This window comes from Shewanella sp. LC6, from assembly GCF_006385735.2.
GTDB classification, from domain to species: domain Bacteria; phylum Pseudomonadota; class Gammaproteobacteria; order Enterobacterales; family Shewanellaceae; genus Shewanella; species Shewanella xiamenensis.
Map to the genome: position 1 here is coordinate 2892165 of NZ_CP043902.1, position 17182 is coordinate 2909346.

Consider the following 17182-nt stretch of genomic DNA (forward strand, 5'->3'; position numbering starts at 1 on the left):
TAAAGATTGTTATAGCTCAAAGCACGAGTTGCATCGGAATATCGCGGATCCCACCACGCTCACGAATATCACTTTGCGCAATAAAGCCAAAGCGCTGATAGACAGGCAGCGCATTCACCGCCGAGTTAACGGTAAATGTGCCGGGATTCCCCTTCGCAAGACACTCAGCTTTAGCATGCTCCCACAGCTGACGCGACAGGCCTTGCCCCTTGGCAATATCCGCCACAAATAGATGATAAAGATGACTGTTATCCTTCATCCCCACCACACCGACAAGTTCGCCAGCCTCATTCATTGCAACATGATATTGATAACCCAAGGCAAAATAATGAGCCACCGACTCAACCGACATGGCGTTGACTAAGGTTTCAGCGCCCATATTAGTGCAAGTGGGAGCGATATAAACCTGTGTAAGCTGAGTGATTAACGCGCTTATCGCTTCAATATCTGTTGTACTCGCCGCTCTGATCAGCATCTTTATTCCTTAACTGAGTGTGTTTAACTACGCATTCAACTGGAGACAATTAAAAAGCCAGAACAGGGTTCTGGCTTTGGCAACAAGTTAATGGGACTTAGTACACTGCGAATTTAAGTCCATCATCCTCGATTACTTTTTCGTCCAGCTGTCCATCCAACGGAACACATTCGCGTACCATTGTTCTAGATTTTCTGGCTTTAAGATCCAATGGTTTTCATCAGGGAAAATCAGCAATTCAGATGGAATCCCCTTACGCTGCATAAAGCTAAATGCTGCTAATCCTTGACCATAAGGCACACGGAAATCCTTCTCGCCATGGATAACCAGCATTGGCGTCTTCCAGTTTTCGACATAGTTAACGGGGTTGAACTGCTCATATAACGCTTTGTTATCCTGATAAGTGCCGCCAAACTCATGCTCTGGGAACCAGACTTCTTCGGTCACATAGTACATGGAGCGCATATCGAACAGACCCGCGTGGTTAACGAGGCACTTAAAGCCATCGTTCCAGTTACCTTGGATCCAGTTCATCATGTAGCCGCCGTAAGAGCCACCTAAGGCACAGGCATTTTGTGGATCGAGCCATTTTTGTTGTTGGCTCACCGCAGCCAGACCTTTTTGTAAGTCTTCTAATGGCTTACCGCCCCAATCTTGGCTGATAGAATCGGTAAAGGCTTGGCCGTAACCAGTTGAACCGTGGAAGTCCACCATCACAACGCCGTAACCCGCACCGGCCCATAACTGGGCGTTCCAACGGCCACTGAAACCGTTACCAAATGAACCTTGCGGACCGCCGTGGACTAGGTATGCAATCGGATACTTTTTGCCTTCTTGGTAGTTGGCAGGTTTGATCCAGTAGCCGTAAACATCTTCGTTGTTCCAACCCTTAAAGCTAAATTGTTGGAATTCACCGAATTTAATTTCGGCCAGTTTGTCTTTGTTGACTTCGGTTAGACGTTTCAGGCCTTGACCGTCGGTGTTGATGCGATACAGATCGCCCGGCTCAACTAAGGTTTTGCTGTCGAAAATCAGTTGATCATCGGCGATCGCAATCAGGCTATTACTGCCGTCGCTATAGACAGACTGCACATCACCAAATTGAGTATTCACTTTAAAAATAGACACTTGCCCGATATCCTGCGCCGTCACATACAGAGTGCGGTTGTCCGGTGCAAACATCAGCGAGCTTGGGCTTCTGTCCCACAGCGGTGCGACTTCCTTCGACTGTCCGGTGCTAGTATCACGCAGCATAATGCGATAACGGTCAGCTTCGAAGCCAGGTTTAGTCATCGCGAGGTACGCCATATAACGACCATCGCTTGAGAATGTTGGCTGGGCGTCCCAAGCGATGTTATCCGCGGTTAAGTTAGTGGCTTTACCACCGTTCACACTCACCTGCCACAAATCGTAGTTGGTAGTCCAAGCTTGATCTTTACTTGGCGCCTTGGCGCTGTACACCACATATTGGCCATCTGGGGTGAAAGTCACTTCTTCCATGCCTGAGAACGGTTTAGGCGGCGTTTCGGTGTCTAAGCCTTGAGTGATATCAACCACTTTAGTCAGCTTTTCACCGTTGAGGGCGCCGACAAATAAGTGGTTACGGGCATGGTCTTCCCACGTATCCCAGTGACGTACCATCAACTGCTTGTATTCACGGCCCGTCGATTTACGCTCTTCTTCAGCCTTAAACTTGTCTTTTGAGCACGCTAAGTCTTTACACTCTGGAAAGACACGCATACTAAGCACGATTTGCTTGCCATCGTTTGACAGTTTGTAACCATCGATATCCAGTGGCAGATCAGAAACTTGCTGCGCTTCACCGCCGGTTAATGGCAGTTGGAACAGTTGGCTTGACCCACTGCGGCTGGCGAGGAAATAAATCGATTTGTCATCGTTTGCGAAGCTGACATCGTGCTCTGTACCCGCAGCGGAGGTGAGCTGCAGCGGTTTCGCGTCTGCTTGCATCAGATCGAGAAGATATAAATCCGAGCTTGCCTCTCCCTTGTCATTAACGGTTTTCAGGCCGTAGACCAGTTTTGTACCGTCGTGAGATACCACGGCTGAATGCAATTTGTTGAGTTTAACCAGCTGTTGCACAGTAAAAGGCTTAGGATCGGCCGCGTGGGCAGAGCAGGCCAAACCTGCTGCGCCAAGCGCCAATAGGAGAGGAGCTATTTTCATTGTTATATCCATCTTTTGTTAAACACATTCGGTAGTTGTACCGAATGAACGGTCAAAACGAACATCAATCGTCTCTATGAAGATAAGTTTGCCACACTAACGAAACAAAAACGCTCAAGCAAGCCAAAAGGCGTACTTGAGCGGATTTTTTTGTGACAAATTGTCAGTCAATCGCGAATGGTCTGATTGAGTAACACTCGCCTCGCTATCTTGCTCAAATCCCGCTTAAAAAAACGACACTTTTGCAAGGATGACATTCGCTTACGCTTTGGCGTTAGCAATATTGACTTTCCAAATCGCTGGCCCCGTTTCATGGGCATTCACGCCGTTTGAGTCAACCGCTACAGTCACAGGCATATCTTCAACGTCGAACTCGTAAATCGCTTCCATACCTAAATCGGCAAAAGCCACAACGCGGGATTTCTTAATGGCTTTTGACACTAAGTAAGCCGCGCCGCCAACGGCCATCAGGTAAACAGCTTTGTGTTTCTTGATAGATTCAACGGTCGCAGGACCACGCTCAGCCTTACCAATCATGCCCATCAGGCCAGTTTTTTCTAGCATCAGATCGGTGAATTTGTCCATACGGGTCGCAGTTGTAGGTCCTGCAGGACCGACAACTTCATTACCGACGGGGTCAACTGGGCCAACGTAGTAGATAAACTTGCCAGTAAAGTCGACGCCTTCAGGTAAACCTTCGCCGCTTTCAATCAGGCTTTGGATACGCTTATGGGCAGCGTCACGTCCGGTCAGCATTTTACCGCTTAACAGAATGGTTTCACCGCTCTTCCACTGCTCAATATCCGCTTGTGTGACAGTGTCTAAGTTAACACGGCGCACATCGCTGCCCACTTCGCGGGTGATTTCTGGCCAGTCGCTCAGCGATGGTGGAGTAAGATCAGCAGGACCAGTTCCATCCAAATGGAAGTGAACGTGGCGCGTTGCCGCGCAGTTCGGGATCATCACCACAGGTTTGGATGCTGCATGAGTAGGTGCTGATTTGATTTTCACGTCTAACACTGTGGTTAACCCGCCAAGGCCCTGCGCACCAATACCGAGATTGTTAGCACGTTCGAAAATGTCTAAACGCAGTTTTTCTTCGGTAGTTTGTGCACCGCGCGCCATTAACTCATGGATATCCACGCTTTCCATCAGCGCTTCTTTCGCCAGCACGGCCGCTTTTTCAGCGGTGCCGCCAATACCGATGCCGAGCATACCTGGAGGACACCAGCCCGCGCCCATCGTTGGCAGCGTTTTTTCAACCCAAGCAGCGATATCGTCAGATGGGTTTAACATCACCATCTTGGCTTTGTTTTCACTGCCGCCGCCTTTGGCGGCGATAGCGACTTCAACATGATTACCGGGCACCATATCGATATGCACCACAGATGGGGTGTTATCTTTGGTGTTTTTACGGCTGCCCGCAGGATCAGCCACAATCGATGCACGCAGTGGGTTATCTGGATTGGTATAAGCACGACGCACACCTTCATCGACCATTTGCTGCACGGTCATATCGGTTTTGTCCCACTTAACCCCCATACCAATCTTAACGAAGGTAGTCACGATACCCGTGTCTTGGCACAGTGGACGTTTGCCTTCGGCAGACATACGCGAGTTAATCAAAATTTGCGCAATCGCATCCTTCGCCGCCGCACTTTGCTCACGCTCATAAGCTTCGCTCATGGCATCGACAAAATCTTTGGGATGGTAATAGGAGATGTATTGCAGGGCATCGGCCACACTTTCAATGAAGTCGGCTTGTTTAATCACTACATTTTCAGACGTTTCATGGTGAGATGACATAGTAGGTGCGCTCCAGCAGCCTTTAGGGCCTTACTTGTTTTTTGTGTAATTCTTTCTGGGCCAATATGATACTCTTTCCCATCTTTTTGGGCTACATCACATTTTTAGATAGGGTTAATAGATGGCAAATAGGGCGGCATTACCGCTGGCAGTACGCCAACTTGACTGGACATTCAGCACTGCAGCAATCTTCGAACACTTTGCAGCCGAGCCTTGGGCCATCTTGCTCGACTCGGCCAATGCGGCCCATCAGGACGCTAAATTCGATATGATTTGCGCAGGCCCCATCGCCACCCTGATCACCCAAGGCGAGCAGACTGACATTCAAGTTCATCAGCCTGAATTAACCAAACCGACTCACCTCAGCCCGCAGGATGACCCTTTTTCGCTGATCAAACAGCTGCTGCGCTATTGGTATCCACAATCCTTTGCCTGCGATTTGCCCTTCAGTGGTGGCGCTATGGGCAGTTTTAGTTATGATTTAGGCCGCCGAATTGAGCAGCTCCCCAGCACAGCGGCTAAGGATATTCACCTCGGCGAGATGAATATTGGCTTTTACGACTGGGCACTGATTTTTGATTATCAGCAGCAAAGCTGGTTTATGGTGCACTATTTAGGCGATGCCGCCCTCGATACTCAATTGAACATAATTGAAGCAAAAATAGCCAACACCACAAAACAGACTGAGTTTAGTCTCACAAGCCCTTGGTCGGCGCAACTCACCAAAGCCCAGTACACCTCAAAATTTAATCAAGTACAGGCATATCTACAAAGCGGTGATTGCTATCAAATTAATTTAACTCAGCGATTTGAAGCTGAGTATCAAGGCGATGAATGGCTCGCCTACTGCAAACTGCGCAGTGCCAATCAGGCGCCCTTCTCTGCCTTTATGCGGCTTGAGGCCAACGCGATTTTATCGATTTCGCCTGAGCGTTTTATTCAGCTGCGCGGGGATGATATTCAAACCAAACCGATTAAAGGCACCTTGCCGCGTCATACCGATCCAGAGCGGGATAAACAGGTGGCACAAACACTCGCCAACTCCCCTAAAGATCGCGCCGAAAACGTGATGATTGTGGATTTGCTACGTAATGATATCGGCAAAGTAGCGGCGCCCGGGTCAGTGCAAGTACCACACTTATTTGCCATAGAAAGTTTTCCGGCTGTGCACCATTTAGTGAGTACCGTCACCGCTAAACTCGATCCACAATACCACGCCAGTGACTTACTGCGGGCAGCCTTTCCCGGCGGTTCAATTACCGGCGCCCCCAAAATTCGCGCCATGGAAATTATTGAAGAACTGGAACCCTCACGCCGCAGTCTGTATTGTGGTTCAATAGGCTATATCAGCCAAGATGGGCAAATGGATACGAGCATTACCATCCGCACTATTGTTGCCGAGCGCGGCAAGCTCTATTGTTGGGCTGGCGGAGGGATCGTCGCCGACTCCAATGTCGATGCCGAATATCAAGAAAGCTTCGATAAAGTCAGTCGAATCTTACCCTTGTTAGATAGCCCTCAATAATCGACAGGAATGAGTGGGAAACCTATGGATCAAACGGAATTTAGACTCAGATTCAATCTACACCCATTAGCTAAGCAAGATCCGGCGGCGCTCCCTCACCAAGGACTGCGAAAAGCGGCGGTGTTAATTCCCTTGCAGGAAATCCAAGGCGAGCTCAATCTGATTTTAACCCAAAGACCCATGCATCTTCGGGCGCACCCAGGGCAAATCAGTTTTCCGGGAGGAAAGATTGAACCCAGTGATCCAAGTGCGATTATGGCGGCATTACGAGAAGCCGAAGAGGAAATTGGTCTTTGCCGAGAAAATGTGGATGTGATAGGTACTTTCCCTGCCCACAATACCTTTACTGGGTTTGAAATTACCCCAGTGGTCGGGATCATCAAGCAAGATTTTACCTTAAGACTCGATCCAGGCGAGGTTGCCGATTGTTTTACCGTGCCTTTAAGTTTTTTTATCGAACCAAGCCATCGGCATCGTAACGCATTCTTACGCAAAGGCCGTTATTACAGCGTACACTTTATCCCGTATCAACAGCGTTTTATCTGGGGAGCGACAGCAGCGATCATCGATCACCTCTGTCGGCATGTGAGTCTGCCCGAGGAGATGCTGTAAAGCCGGATTGCTCTTTTGGATAATTTAAATCACAAAATGTACATATAAGCCCGCCACTAACGACGTTAACAGCAGCAAGGGAATATTAAACCAATAACCCAGTTTACTGTGGTGGGCAACATAGTAGTTAAACGCCAGACTTATCAGACTTATCGCACCACAGCCCCAGATGATATATTGCAGTAATTCGGTTTCACTTGGGTCCCAATAGTGCCTGAAGGTTTCACCGCGACTCAAGTAGGACCCGACCTCTCGTTCGGGGCGAGCCTCGCCAAACACCATCAGCGCGTACACTGCCAATGTCCAACCCAAAATAGATAATGTCGCGAGGATGAGCTGGAATATTTTAACTTTTCTCATATCGCCTCCAAACGTTTAACGCACGATAACCAAACAACCTAAAGATGTCGGATTGTGGTTGATTGGGTATATATTGCTTAATAGCGGTAATATTCACCTCAGGATACCTTTTTCAGCTTGAGAAAAGCCACCAGCAAGGTAATATAAACCTCCAAAATTTTCATATAAAACGTTTCGTTGGAGAACTAAGCAACAATGAGTATTGCATCAGTCGCTTCTGTATTTAAAGGTGAGCACGCAGTCGGTTCTACAGTCACCGTACGTGGATGGGTAAGAACTCGTCGTGACTCTAAAGCTGGCATCTCTTTTTTGGCAGTCTATGACGGCTCCTGCTTCAATCCTATTCAAGGTGTCGTGCCAAATAGCTTAGAAAATTACGACAACGAAGTGTTAAAGCTAACCGCTGGCTGCTCGGTGATCGTAACCGGTGAGATTGTTGAATCTCCAGGCGCGGGCCAAGCCTATGAGCTGCAAGTGACTCAAGTTGAAGTGACTGGCTGGGTTGAAGATCCAGACACTTATCCAATGGCGGCTAAACGTCATTCTATTGAGCATTTACGCGAATTGGCGCACTTACGCCCACGTACCAACATCATTGGTGCCGTTGCTCGCGTACGTAACTGTTTATCTCAAGCCATTCACCGTTTCTACCACGAAAATGGCTTCGTGTGGGTATCTACACCGCTGATCACCGCATCTGACTGTGAAGGCGCGGGTGAAATGTTCCGTGTATCCACACTGGATATGGAAAACCTGCCACGCACCAGTGATGGCAAAGTAGACTACGACAAAGATTTCTTCGGTAAAGAGGCTTTCTTAACCGTATCGGGCCAATTAAACGGCGAAACCTACGCCTGCGCCCTGTCAAAAATCTATACCTTTGGCCCGACTTTCCGTGCTGAAAACTCAAACACTAGCCGTCACTTAGCGGAATTCTGGATGGTTGAGCCCGAAGTGGCTTTCGCCACCTTAAGCGATATCGCCAGTCTCGCTGAAGGCATGCTGAAATACGCCTTCAACGCGGTATTAGCTGAGCGTATGGACGATTTGCAATTCTTCGCCCAACACGTGGATAAAACCGTAATTGAGCGTCTGCAATCCTTCGTCTCGAGCGATTTCGCCCAAGTGGATTACACCGATGCAGTAGATATTCTGCAAAAATGTGGCCGTGAGTTCGAATTCCCAGTGTCTTGGGGTATCGACTTATCCTCTGAGCACGAGCGTTATCTGGCCGAAGAGCACTTTAAAGCCCCAGTGGTTGTGAAGAACTATCCAAAAGATATCAAAGCCTTCTACATGCGCCTTAACGAAGACGGTAAAACCGTTGCTGCGATGGACGTGTTAGCCCCTGGCATCGGTGAAATCATCGGAGGTTCGCAACGTGAAGAGCGTTTAGACGTGCTGGATATGCGTTTAGAGGAAATGGATCTGAACAAAGAGGATTACTGGTGGTACCGCGATCTTCGTCGTTATGGCACAGTGCCACACGCAGGTTTTGGTCTAGGCTTTGAGCGTTTAGTGTCTTACGTCACTGGCGTATCGAACATCCGTGACGTGATCCCATTCCCACGTGCACCACGTACCGCGAACTTCTAATATCGTTTCTTAGAAAGTTGTCCTTAAAACGCGCTAACAGCGCGTTTTTTATTGCTGTCAAACTGCGCTAAAATTCATCACTCAATCAAACAGCTTAGCCAGAGTCCTTGCGCTTTAGGGGCGAAGAAATCTAAGATGGCAGCGGCTAATACAGTGTCGTTATTTTCTGAATAGTCCAGTTGCATGTTAGTGGCGTAGTTGCACGAAGCAACTCAACAGCATTTTGCTCAATCGAGGAATCATAATGTCAAAGATCAATTTACTTTTGCTGTGCGGCGGTGGAAGTGCGGAACACGATATTTCCCTACTGTCGGCTAATTATTTTGAAACCTCGTTAGCAAAATCAGAACAGTTCAATGTACTACGTGTGGTACTGGATAAATTTGGCCAATACCAAACCGCCGTAGGCGATAACTGCGAGCTGACCAATAACCGTGAGATCCGCTTTCGTGACGAGAGCAAAGCCCCTTGGCCCGTGGATTATGTGATCCCTTGTATTCACGGTTACCCAGGTGAGACGGGTGATATTCAATCTTACTTTAATCTTATTCAACTGCCCTACTTTGGCTGCGAATCCGAAGCGAGCAGTAACTGCTTTAACAAGATCACCGCCAAAATGTGGTTCAGCGCCTTAGGCATTCCCAACACGCCTTATATCTTTTTAAATCAATACGATGATGAAGCTATTGCTCAAACTCAAGCGGCACTTGAAAATTGGGGGTCAATTTTCGTAAAGGCTGCGTCTCAGGGCTCATCGGTCGGTTGCTATAAGGTGGATGAGGCTAGCAAAGTGAGCGAAGTACTCAAAGATGCCTTTGGTTATGCGCCCTACGTGATTGTTGAAAAAACCATTAAAGCCCGTGAACTTGAAGTCGCAGTTTACGAATATCAAGGTGAAGTGATCGCCACCCTACCCGGCGAAATCATCTGCGATAGCAATACCTTCTACACCTTCGATGAAAAGTACGCGAAAAACAGTAAGGCCCGAACCGATGTCGTCGCGCAAAATGTACCGACTGAAATCAGCGATCAGATCCGAGCCTATGCGATTAAAGCCTTTAAAGGCATGAAGTTACGTCACCTGTCCCGTATCGACTTTTTCTTAACCGCGGACAATGAAATCCTGCTGAACGAAATCAATACCTTCCCAGGTTCGACGCCCATTTCGATGTTCCCTAAGATGCTGCAAAATCATGGGCATGATTTCACCCAATACTTAAGTTTAGTGATTAACAGCCAGTTAGCGGCAAAGTAACCACCTTAATCAGAGAAAGGTTTAGTCACAATAAGAGCGCCAATGGCGCTCTTATTGTTTGAGATGATACATAGTGATGATGATCAACGCGGCGACATGGCCGCTTGTTTCGCCAGTAATTCAAAAAATGCTGCCTTGGGCATGGGTTTATAAAATAGATAACCCTGAATTTCTTGAATATGGTTATCCATCATTACCTTAAGCTGTTCTTGAGTTTCAACCCCTTCCGCGGTGACTCGCAGATTAAGTGCATGACTTAAGCGTACTATCGCTTCAATCAAGGCAAGATGTCGCTCACCTTCCGAGAGCCTATCAATAAAGCTCTTGTCGATCTTAATTTGATCAATAGGGAAATTCGCTAAATAAGACAACGAAGAATAACCCGTGCCAAAATCATCGAGGGAAATGTTAATACCTCGACCACGTAACTCATTAAGCACTTGAATTAAATGAGTATGTTTTTTCATTAACAGGGATTCGGTGATCTCCAAGGTGATCAACTCATAGGGAAAATCCTCTACCCCTAAACCTTCAATAATATCGGCGAACGAATCACAAAACTCATCCTGCAACTCATGAGACCAAAATTCAAAGGTCGACACGTTAATCGCTAAACTCATCGGCCAACCGAGCGCTTGCATTTCAATAATGGTTTGCATCACCGCTTGGCGTACACAACGGCCAATATTGACAATTAAACCACTGTTTTCAGCAATGGGGATAAACTCATCGGGGGAAATAAACTGTCCTTCATGCTGCCAGCGCAGTAGCACCTCAGCACGCACAATGAGCCCCGTTGTCGCATCGACTATCGGTTGAAAGTACAACTCGAAAGCTTTTTGCTCTAATGCTTGCTTAAGTAGCGTGTGTAAATTAGCAATACGCTCTGCATTTTGTTGCATTTGTTCGGTAAAAAAATGATATCTATTACGGCCATTCGCCTTAGAGATATACATCGCTTGGTCAGCGCAGTTTAACAGTTGCTCTAAATCGAGGGCATCTTCAGGGAATCGCGCAATACCAATACTCACAGAGCTATAAACGCCTTTATCGAGGGATAATTCATAACGTCGATAAACTTGCTTATTGATCTTATCAGCGAGTTGCGACAGTTCTCTTTGAGTCACAACCCCTGGCAGTAGGATGGCGAACTCATCACCACCTAAGCGTGCAAACACCGCCTGCTCGTTCAAACAAGTTTTAACCTGTTCCACCATCTGCACTAAGAGGACATCGCCTTTGTCGTGACCGTAGGTATCGTTTACTTGTTTAAAGTTATCCAAATCCATCAACATAAAGCTAAAGCCAGGCGTTAGGCTATCGGCACAAATAAGCTCTTGGATTTGTCTAAATAAAGCATTGCGATTTGCAAGCCCAGTTAATGAATCATTATTGGCTTGATATTTAATAAGTTGAGCGGCCTTTTTACGTTCGCTGACATCGGAAAAAAGCCAAGCAAAGCCGTTTTCGCTACTATGGGATTCACGAAAAACCGTGACGGTTAAATCGAGATAAAAAGTCTCGCCATTATTACGTTGCCCAATCAGTTCTCCCTGCCACATTTTCCCCTCAGCAAGATGCTTAAACAGTGAAGCGATTTCGTGAGGTTCGGAGGGGGAAAAAATTTGCTCAGGATTAAAATCTTGAATATTATCAATTTGTGGCCAAACCATTTGTTTAAACGCATCGTTGGCATAAAGAACGGAATGCTTTGCGTTAGTGATCACCAGCGCAAGTGGTAAGCGATCAAATATTTTCACTGCAAGCCGCTGGAATTCCAATGAACGACTCCGCTCTATTGCTAGACTCGCTAACCTTGCCGCTTCAGCAATTAAGGTCAAATCCGCAGCCGTTGGGGCTTTAATCGCTTTGTAATACATTGCAAAGGTGCCAAGCACCTTGCCTTGAGAATCTTTGATGGGTTCAGACCAACATGCCCTTAGCCCGTGCACAAGCGCATAGGATTTATACAAGGCCCAATAAGGATGATGTTCGATATCCTCAACAATCACCCTTTCCCCCGTATAGGCCGCGGTACCACAGGAACCGGCCTCAGGGCCAATTTCGACGCCATGGATAGCTTGATTATAACTATCAGGTAAATGGGGCGCGGCCCCCATGAGCACTCTTTTACCGTCCTCACTGAGCAATAAGACCGAGGCGTGGGTGCCAAGGCGTTGATCTTCAATTTTTAACACTAAGGCATGGAGAATTTCTGCCAATGGCGCACCATTGAGCAGCATTGAAAGAATACCGTTGTAACACTCGAGGCTAACGTTTTGATTAAACGGGACACTTAACTTACCAACCGCACCTACAACCTGCATTCCTTCGTCCATAGTACCCTTGTCAGTTAGCGTGTAAGTTAACGACATTACTAAGGTCGATTAACCTTTGTAAATTAGAAGTGAATTTTAGGAGTATAAACAAGCTAAAGCAACCTTTCGATGTGTAACCAAAGGTTGCTTTAGTCTAAGGAATATTGACGTTAAAGGGTTATTTTTGCCGCAATTGGGTTGCAAGTCCCTACACTAAAAGTCTTTTAAAACCACTCGACCTCCCATAAGAACAACCATACATCACAGCGCATTTCGCGAGCATGCTCTAGCAAGGGCACACTTCATGTAATCTCGAAGCGTCAACCCTCTAGGAAATTAGGCGAATATACTGCGGTTTATTCTTGAATGCGTTCAAGCTTTGCGAGATAAAAACCATCAAAACCAGTATCGGCTGGACTGATCGTTTCATCCTCGAGTAAACGGAAATTGGGATTTTCAGCTAAAAAGGCATCCACTTGACCGCGGTTTTCGCAGGGGAAAATCGAGCAAGTCGCGTACACCACAATGCCACCGACCTTCACCATGCGACTGTAACTGCTGAGAATATGCTTTTGCAGTTCCATCAACACAGGTAAACGTTCAGCGGTATCACGCCATTTGGCGTCGGGATTACGCTTTAATACCCCAAGGCCAGAACAGGGCACATCGAGCAGGACGCGATCGGCGCTAAGTTTTAAGCGTTTAATGGTTTTAGAACCGACAATTAACCGTGTTTCAATATTGTGGGCACCATTACGACGGGCGCGCTCTTTCAGATTGTCGAGTTTCCATTGCTCCACATCCATCGCTAACAAACGCCCTTTACCTTGCATTTGTGCAGCAATATGCAAGGTTTTTCCGCCAGCACCAGCGCAGGCATCAATCACTCGCATACCCGGTTTGGCATCGAGCGCAGCGGCTACCCGTTGTGAGCCCGCATCTTGCTGCTCAAATAAGCCATCTTTAAAGCTATTAGTACGAAACAGTGCCGAATCCGATGTCACTTCAAGGGCAGAATCAACGCTTTCGACCGCTTGAGTTGAGACAAATTCGGCCGCTAATTTTTGCGTTAATTCATCACGGGTGACTTTTAAACCATTAACCCGCAGGAAACGTTTAGGTGGCGTGCTTAAGGCCGCGCGCTCTTTTTCCCACGAAGCCCCCAACTGCTCATGTCCCATGGTATCTAACCATTCCGGGCAACCGTCCCAAAGTACGGGGTTAGTTTTAGCCTGTTCAATACGCGCGGCTAAATCATCAGTATCCACTGGCAGTGAGTACTGCATTTTAGGCAGTTCCAGCGCGTGAAATAAGTGCCACACATTAAGTAGCTTTGAGCCTAAACGCGCCATTTCTTCCGGCTTGATGTCGGCTAAGAAACAGTAAAGATTTAAGCGGCGTAGAATATCGCCCGTTACAGTCGCGATCCGCGCCTGCTCGGCGGGTACTAACTTTAATCCTGAAAAATGCTGAGAATAAGCCCGGTCTAAGGGTTTTCCTTCGCTTAGCACCATAGCTAAGATATTGATCACTAATTCATTCGAGCTGGCAGAAAGCGGAGAATTCAACATTTACAGGTCACCGTGAGTAATAAAACCGAGGGATCATAGGAGGTCAGGCACGAATACGCAAGTAAACAGATGCTCAGTTGCTATTAAGCACCGCAAAAGCCCAATAAAAAAGCGATCACAGGGATCGCTTTCATAAAACACTCAAATGCTCTTACATTTTGGAGCCCCGAGCACCATAGAATAGAATAAAACCATAGCACACCACAGGCAGAATAAATGCCAGTTGGATGCCTAAGTTATCGGCTAACACGCCCTGCAATAATGGCACAATCGCACCGCCCACAATGGCCAAACAGAGGATACCGCTGCCCTGAGAAGTATGGGGACCTAAATCTCGCAGTGCTAAGCTGAAAATGGTCGGAAACATGATTGAGTTAAATAATCCCACGCCCAAAATCGCCCACATGGCAATGCTGCCACTGGTTGTCATGGCCACCAACACTAACAATGCCGCCATAAAGGCATTGAATGCAAGCACTGTGCCTGCGGGGATTTTTTGCATCACAGCCGAGCCAATAAAACGTCCGACCATCGCGCCGCCCCAGTAATAGGCGATGTAATGGGCCGCTTGTTCTTCTGGCATACCGACTATGTGTGATTCACCAAGGAAGTTGACTAAGAAGCTACCGATAGAAACCTCAGCGCCCACATAGACAAAAATCCCCACTGCGCCCAGCACTAAATGCGTGCTTTGTAGTGCGCTGGTTTTACCTAAATGGGTTTGAACCCCACCAGTTGTTTCAGTATGTTCACGGATCACTGGCAAATCTAACTTAGCAAAAATGATGGCAAGTACGGCAAGAGCTGCGGCGAGCAACAAGTAAGGCAGTTTAACGACTTCCGCCTCGGCATTGGCTTGCGCTAATTCAGAAGACGCCGTTGCCGCCACCGATAAAATCAAAATAGACCCAAAAAACGGCGCAACTGTGGTGCCAAGTGAGTTAAAAGCTTGTGTCAGGTTTAAACGGCTCGATGCAGTTTCTGCGCTACCAAGGGCGTTGACATAGGGGTTGGCTGCCACCTGTAAAATGGTGATGCCTGAGGCAAGCACAAAAAGTGCGCCGAGAAATAAACCGTAGGTTGCAAGGGATGCGGCAGGATAAAACAAGCCACAGCCGATACTGGCAATCACTAAGCCTGTGACAATCCCTTTTTGGTAGCCAAGTCGTTTAACAAGTTGGCCAGCTGGAATAGACACCAAGAAATAAGCCCCAAAGAAACAAAACTGGATCAACATCGCTTGGGTGTAATTGAGTGAAAAAACAGCTTTTAGGTGGGGGATCAGAATATCGTTTAAACAAGTGATAAATCCCCACATAAAAAACAGTGAAGTCAGTGATACTAGCGCAAAACGGTAGTTGCCATTATCCGATCCGCTGACGCTGGTCGTGTGGCTGCTGGTGTTAATAGATGACGCCATAGTTGTGCTCTCTAATCATGTTTTTATTATCTAAAGGGTATGTCCCTTAGGCGTTTGCGTAAAACAACAAGCAGTAACAATCGAGTTGTCACTGCTTGTTTGAGGCCATAGCAGGAAGACCGCTAACTTATACAACCAACTAGACCAATAGTGCATAGAAGCTGGCATAGGCTGAAAATATCAAGTTATCACCCTGCAAGTGTGCGGTTTTTAAACCATGTCCGGTTAATTCTTGCTGTAACTTAAGCCCTGCTAGCGACAACTGAGTCTCAGAGTCTAATAGGTTGAAGCAAACCAATAGCTTCTGTTCCCCAAGTTTACGCACAAACACCAATAACGGCTCTGGCGCATCGAGAAACTCAATCTCCCCTTCAATCAAAATAGGATAACCTTTGCGCCATGCAAGGAACTGACGATAGCTATGTAACATAGATGCGGGGTCAGCTTCTTGTACATCAACAGCCAGAGCTCGATGCTCGCTTGTCACTGGTAACCAAGGGGTTACTTGACTAAAGCCTGCAAAATCTGCATGTTGCTCCCATGGCATGGGAGTACGGCAACCATCTCGCCCCTTAAACATCGGCCAGAAGGTTTTGCCGAAAGGGTCTTGTAACTCGTGGAATTCAATTGGTGCTTCGGTTAAGCCAAGCTCTTCCCCTTGATAACTACAGACACTGCCACGCAGCGAACAAAGCATCGCATTAAGCATTTTCACCATATCGGGTATTTGCTTACCGCGCCCCCAACGGCTCGCTACCCGCTGCACATCATGGTTACCGATTGCCCAGCAGGGCCAGCCATCGCCAATACTGCCTTCCAGCGCTTCTACCGTTTGGCGAATATAAGTGGCACTGTAGTCATCGGTCAGCAACTCAAAACTGTAAGCCATGTGTAAGCGATCTTCGCCCTTGGTATAGGCAGCCATTACAGCGAGTGAGTCTTCAGCAGAAACTTCACCTAAGGTCACAGCGCCTGGATAACGATTGATAAGTTGGCGTAATTCTTCAATAAACTGAATCGTTTGTGGGCGATCGTTATTGTAATAATGGTACTGATAGGCATAGGGATTATCTTCACTAAATCCCCGCCCTTGGCGTTTATCCTTGGGTTTTGCCGGATTATCACGAAGCTGCTCATCGTGATAACAGAAGGTAATGGCATCTAAGCGGAAACCATCGACGCCCTTCTTCAGCCAAAACTCCACATTATCTAACACGGCTTGACGTACTTCAGGATTGTGGAAGTTTATGTCGGGTTGGCTGCGCAAAAAGTTGTGCAGATAATATTGTTGCCTGCGCGGTTCCCACTCCCAAGCGCAACCACCAAAGATCGCTAGCCAATTATTGGGTGCGGTACCATCTTCCTTCGGATCCGCCCACACATACCAATCGGCCTTAGGATTGGTACGGTTCTCACGACTCTCGATAAACCACGCATGTTGATCCGAGGTATGGCTTAACACTTGGTCGATAATGACTTTAATACCGCATTGATGGGCTTTTTCAATCAGCTCATCGAAATCCTGCATCGAACCGAATAAAGGATCGACCTCGCGATAATCACTAATATCGTAACCAAAGTCGGCCATAGGGGATTTAAAGAAGGGTGAAATCCAAATGGCATCCACATTCAGGCTGGCAATATAATCTAACTTAGTGATGATCCCGCGAAGATCGCCTACGCCATCACCATTGGTATCTAAAAGGCTGCGTGGATAGACTTGATAAATTACGGCGCCACGCCACCAGGTTAACTCACTCATAATGCCCCTTTATCCTTATTCTTCAGCGAGCTAACCCAAAAACTCACTAACAGGCAGTTACAGCAATGTTACTGCGGAGTAAAGGCGCTACGGCTTGTATTTGTGACAGCGAGCATACGTGAAGAAGGAAATAAGGTTCAATACACCTGCATACGTATGCAAAGCGCACTATCATCAGACCTGTCTAACCAATAACAAAATAACCCTTTATTAACATTGTGTTATACTAAATTTGCTGGAGATAAAATTGGACTTTTTTTCCCCATAACCCCAGTTTTAGCGGGTGCATGAGCTATTG

12 protein-coding genes are annotated in these 17182 nt (G+C 47.2%); 4 read left to right on the plus strand and 8 right to left on the minus strand.

What is annotated here, in order from left to right; translation table 11 throughout:
• Positions 1–16 precede the first annotated feature (16 nt).
• The 3 genes from FJD32_RS13065 to FJD32_RS13075 all read right to left on the minus strand — a co-directional run bounded on the left by FJD32_RS13065 (position 17) and on the right by FJD32_RS13075 (position 4465).
• A complete protein-coding gene (locus tag FJD32_RS13065) occupies positions 17–475 on the minus strand; it encodes a GNAT family N-acetyltransferase (protein WP_037425217.1) in 459 nt (152 codons plus the stop codon).
• A gap of 132 nt (positions 476–607) precedes the next feature.
• Positions 608–2659 (minus strand): S9 family peptidase, encoded by a 2052-nt coding sequence (locus FJD32_RS13070; protein WP_181159828.1) that lies wholly within the window; start codon positions 2657–2659, stop codon positions 608–610.
• 261 nt (positions 2660–2920) lie between these two features.
• A complete protein-coding gene (locus FJD32_RS13075; RefSeq protein ID WP_037425222.1) occupies positions 2921–4465 on the minus strand; it encodes a fumarate hydratase in 1545 nt (514 codons plus the stop codon).
• Between the two features lie 121 nt (positions 4466–4586).
• Here FJD32_RS13075 and pabB point away from each other — a divergent pair, with 121 nt between their 5' ends.
• The gene (gene pabB / locus FJD32_RS13080; RefSeq protein ID WP_088585699.1) at positions 4587–5990 is read left to right on the plus strand and encodes an aminodeoxychorismate synthase component I; all 1404 of its coding nucleotides are present in this window, start codon (positions 4587–4589) and stop codon (positions 5988–5990) included.
• A 24-nt stretch (positions 5991–6014) separates the two neighbouring features.
• Positions 6015–6602, plus strand: a complete 588-nt coding sequence (locus tag FJD32_RS13085) for a CoA pyrophosphatase (RefSeq protein WP_088585700.1) — start codon at positions 6015–6017, stop codon at positions 6600–6602.
• 24 nt (positions 6603–6626) lie between these two features.
• Here the strand turns inward: FJD32_RS13085 and FJD32_RS13090 are convergent, their stop codons facing one another.
• Entirely contained in the window at positions 6627–6962 is a 336-nt protein-coding gene (locus FJD32_RS13090; protein WP_037418216.1) for a hypothetical protein, read from the minus strand.
• A gap of 195 nt (positions 6963–7157) precedes the next feature.
• Between FJD32_RS13090 and asnS the strand changes: the two genes are divergently transcribed.
• Together asnS and FJD32_RS13100 are read left to right on the plus strand one after the other, a co-directional pair.
• Positions 7158–8558 (plus strand): asparagine--tRNA ligase, encoded by a 1401-nt coding sequence (asnS, locus tag FJD32_RS13095; RefSeq protein ID WP_037418214.1) that lies wholly within the window; start codon positions 7158–7160, stop codon positions 8556–8558.
• Between the two features lie 244 nt (positions 8559–8802).
• Entirely contained in the window at positions 8803–9813 is a 1011-nt protein-coding gene (locus FJD32_RS13100) for a D-alanine--D-alanine ligase (protein ID WP_088585701.1), read from the plus strand.
• A gap of 83 nt (positions 9814–9896) precedes the next feature.
• Here the strand turns inward: FJD32_RS13100 and FJD32_RS13105 are convergent, their stop codons facing one another.
• The 4 genes from FJD32_RS13105 to FJD32_RS13120 form a co-directional block, all read right to left on the minus strand.
• Positions 9897–12152, minus strand: a complete 2256-nt coding sequence (locus FJD32_RS13105) for an EAL domain-containing protein (RefSeq protein ID WP_140907088.1) — start codon at positions 12150–12152, stop codon at positions 9897–9899.
• Between the two features lie 335 nt (positions 12153–12487).
• A complete protein-coding gene (locus FJD32_RS13110; protein ID WP_037418205.1) occupies positions 12488–13702 on the minus strand; it encodes an RsmB/NOP family class I SAM-dependent RNA methyltransferase in 1215 nt (404 codons plus the stop codon).
• A 151-nt stretch (positions 13703–13853) separates the two neighbouring features.
• Positions 13854–15122, minus strand: a complete 1269-nt coding sequence (locus FJD32_RS13115) for a sugar MFS transporter (RefSeq protein ID WP_037418202.1) — start codon at positions 15120–15122, stop codon at positions 13854–13856.
• Positions 15123–15261: 139 nt separating this feature from the next.
• Positions 15262–16884, minus strand: coding sequence for an alpha-glucosidase (locus tag FJD32_RS13120; RefSeq protein ID WP_037425237.1), 1623 nt, complete (start codon positions 16882–16884; stop codon positions 15262–15264).
• Between the last annotated feature and the right edge of the window lie 298 nt (positions 16885–17182).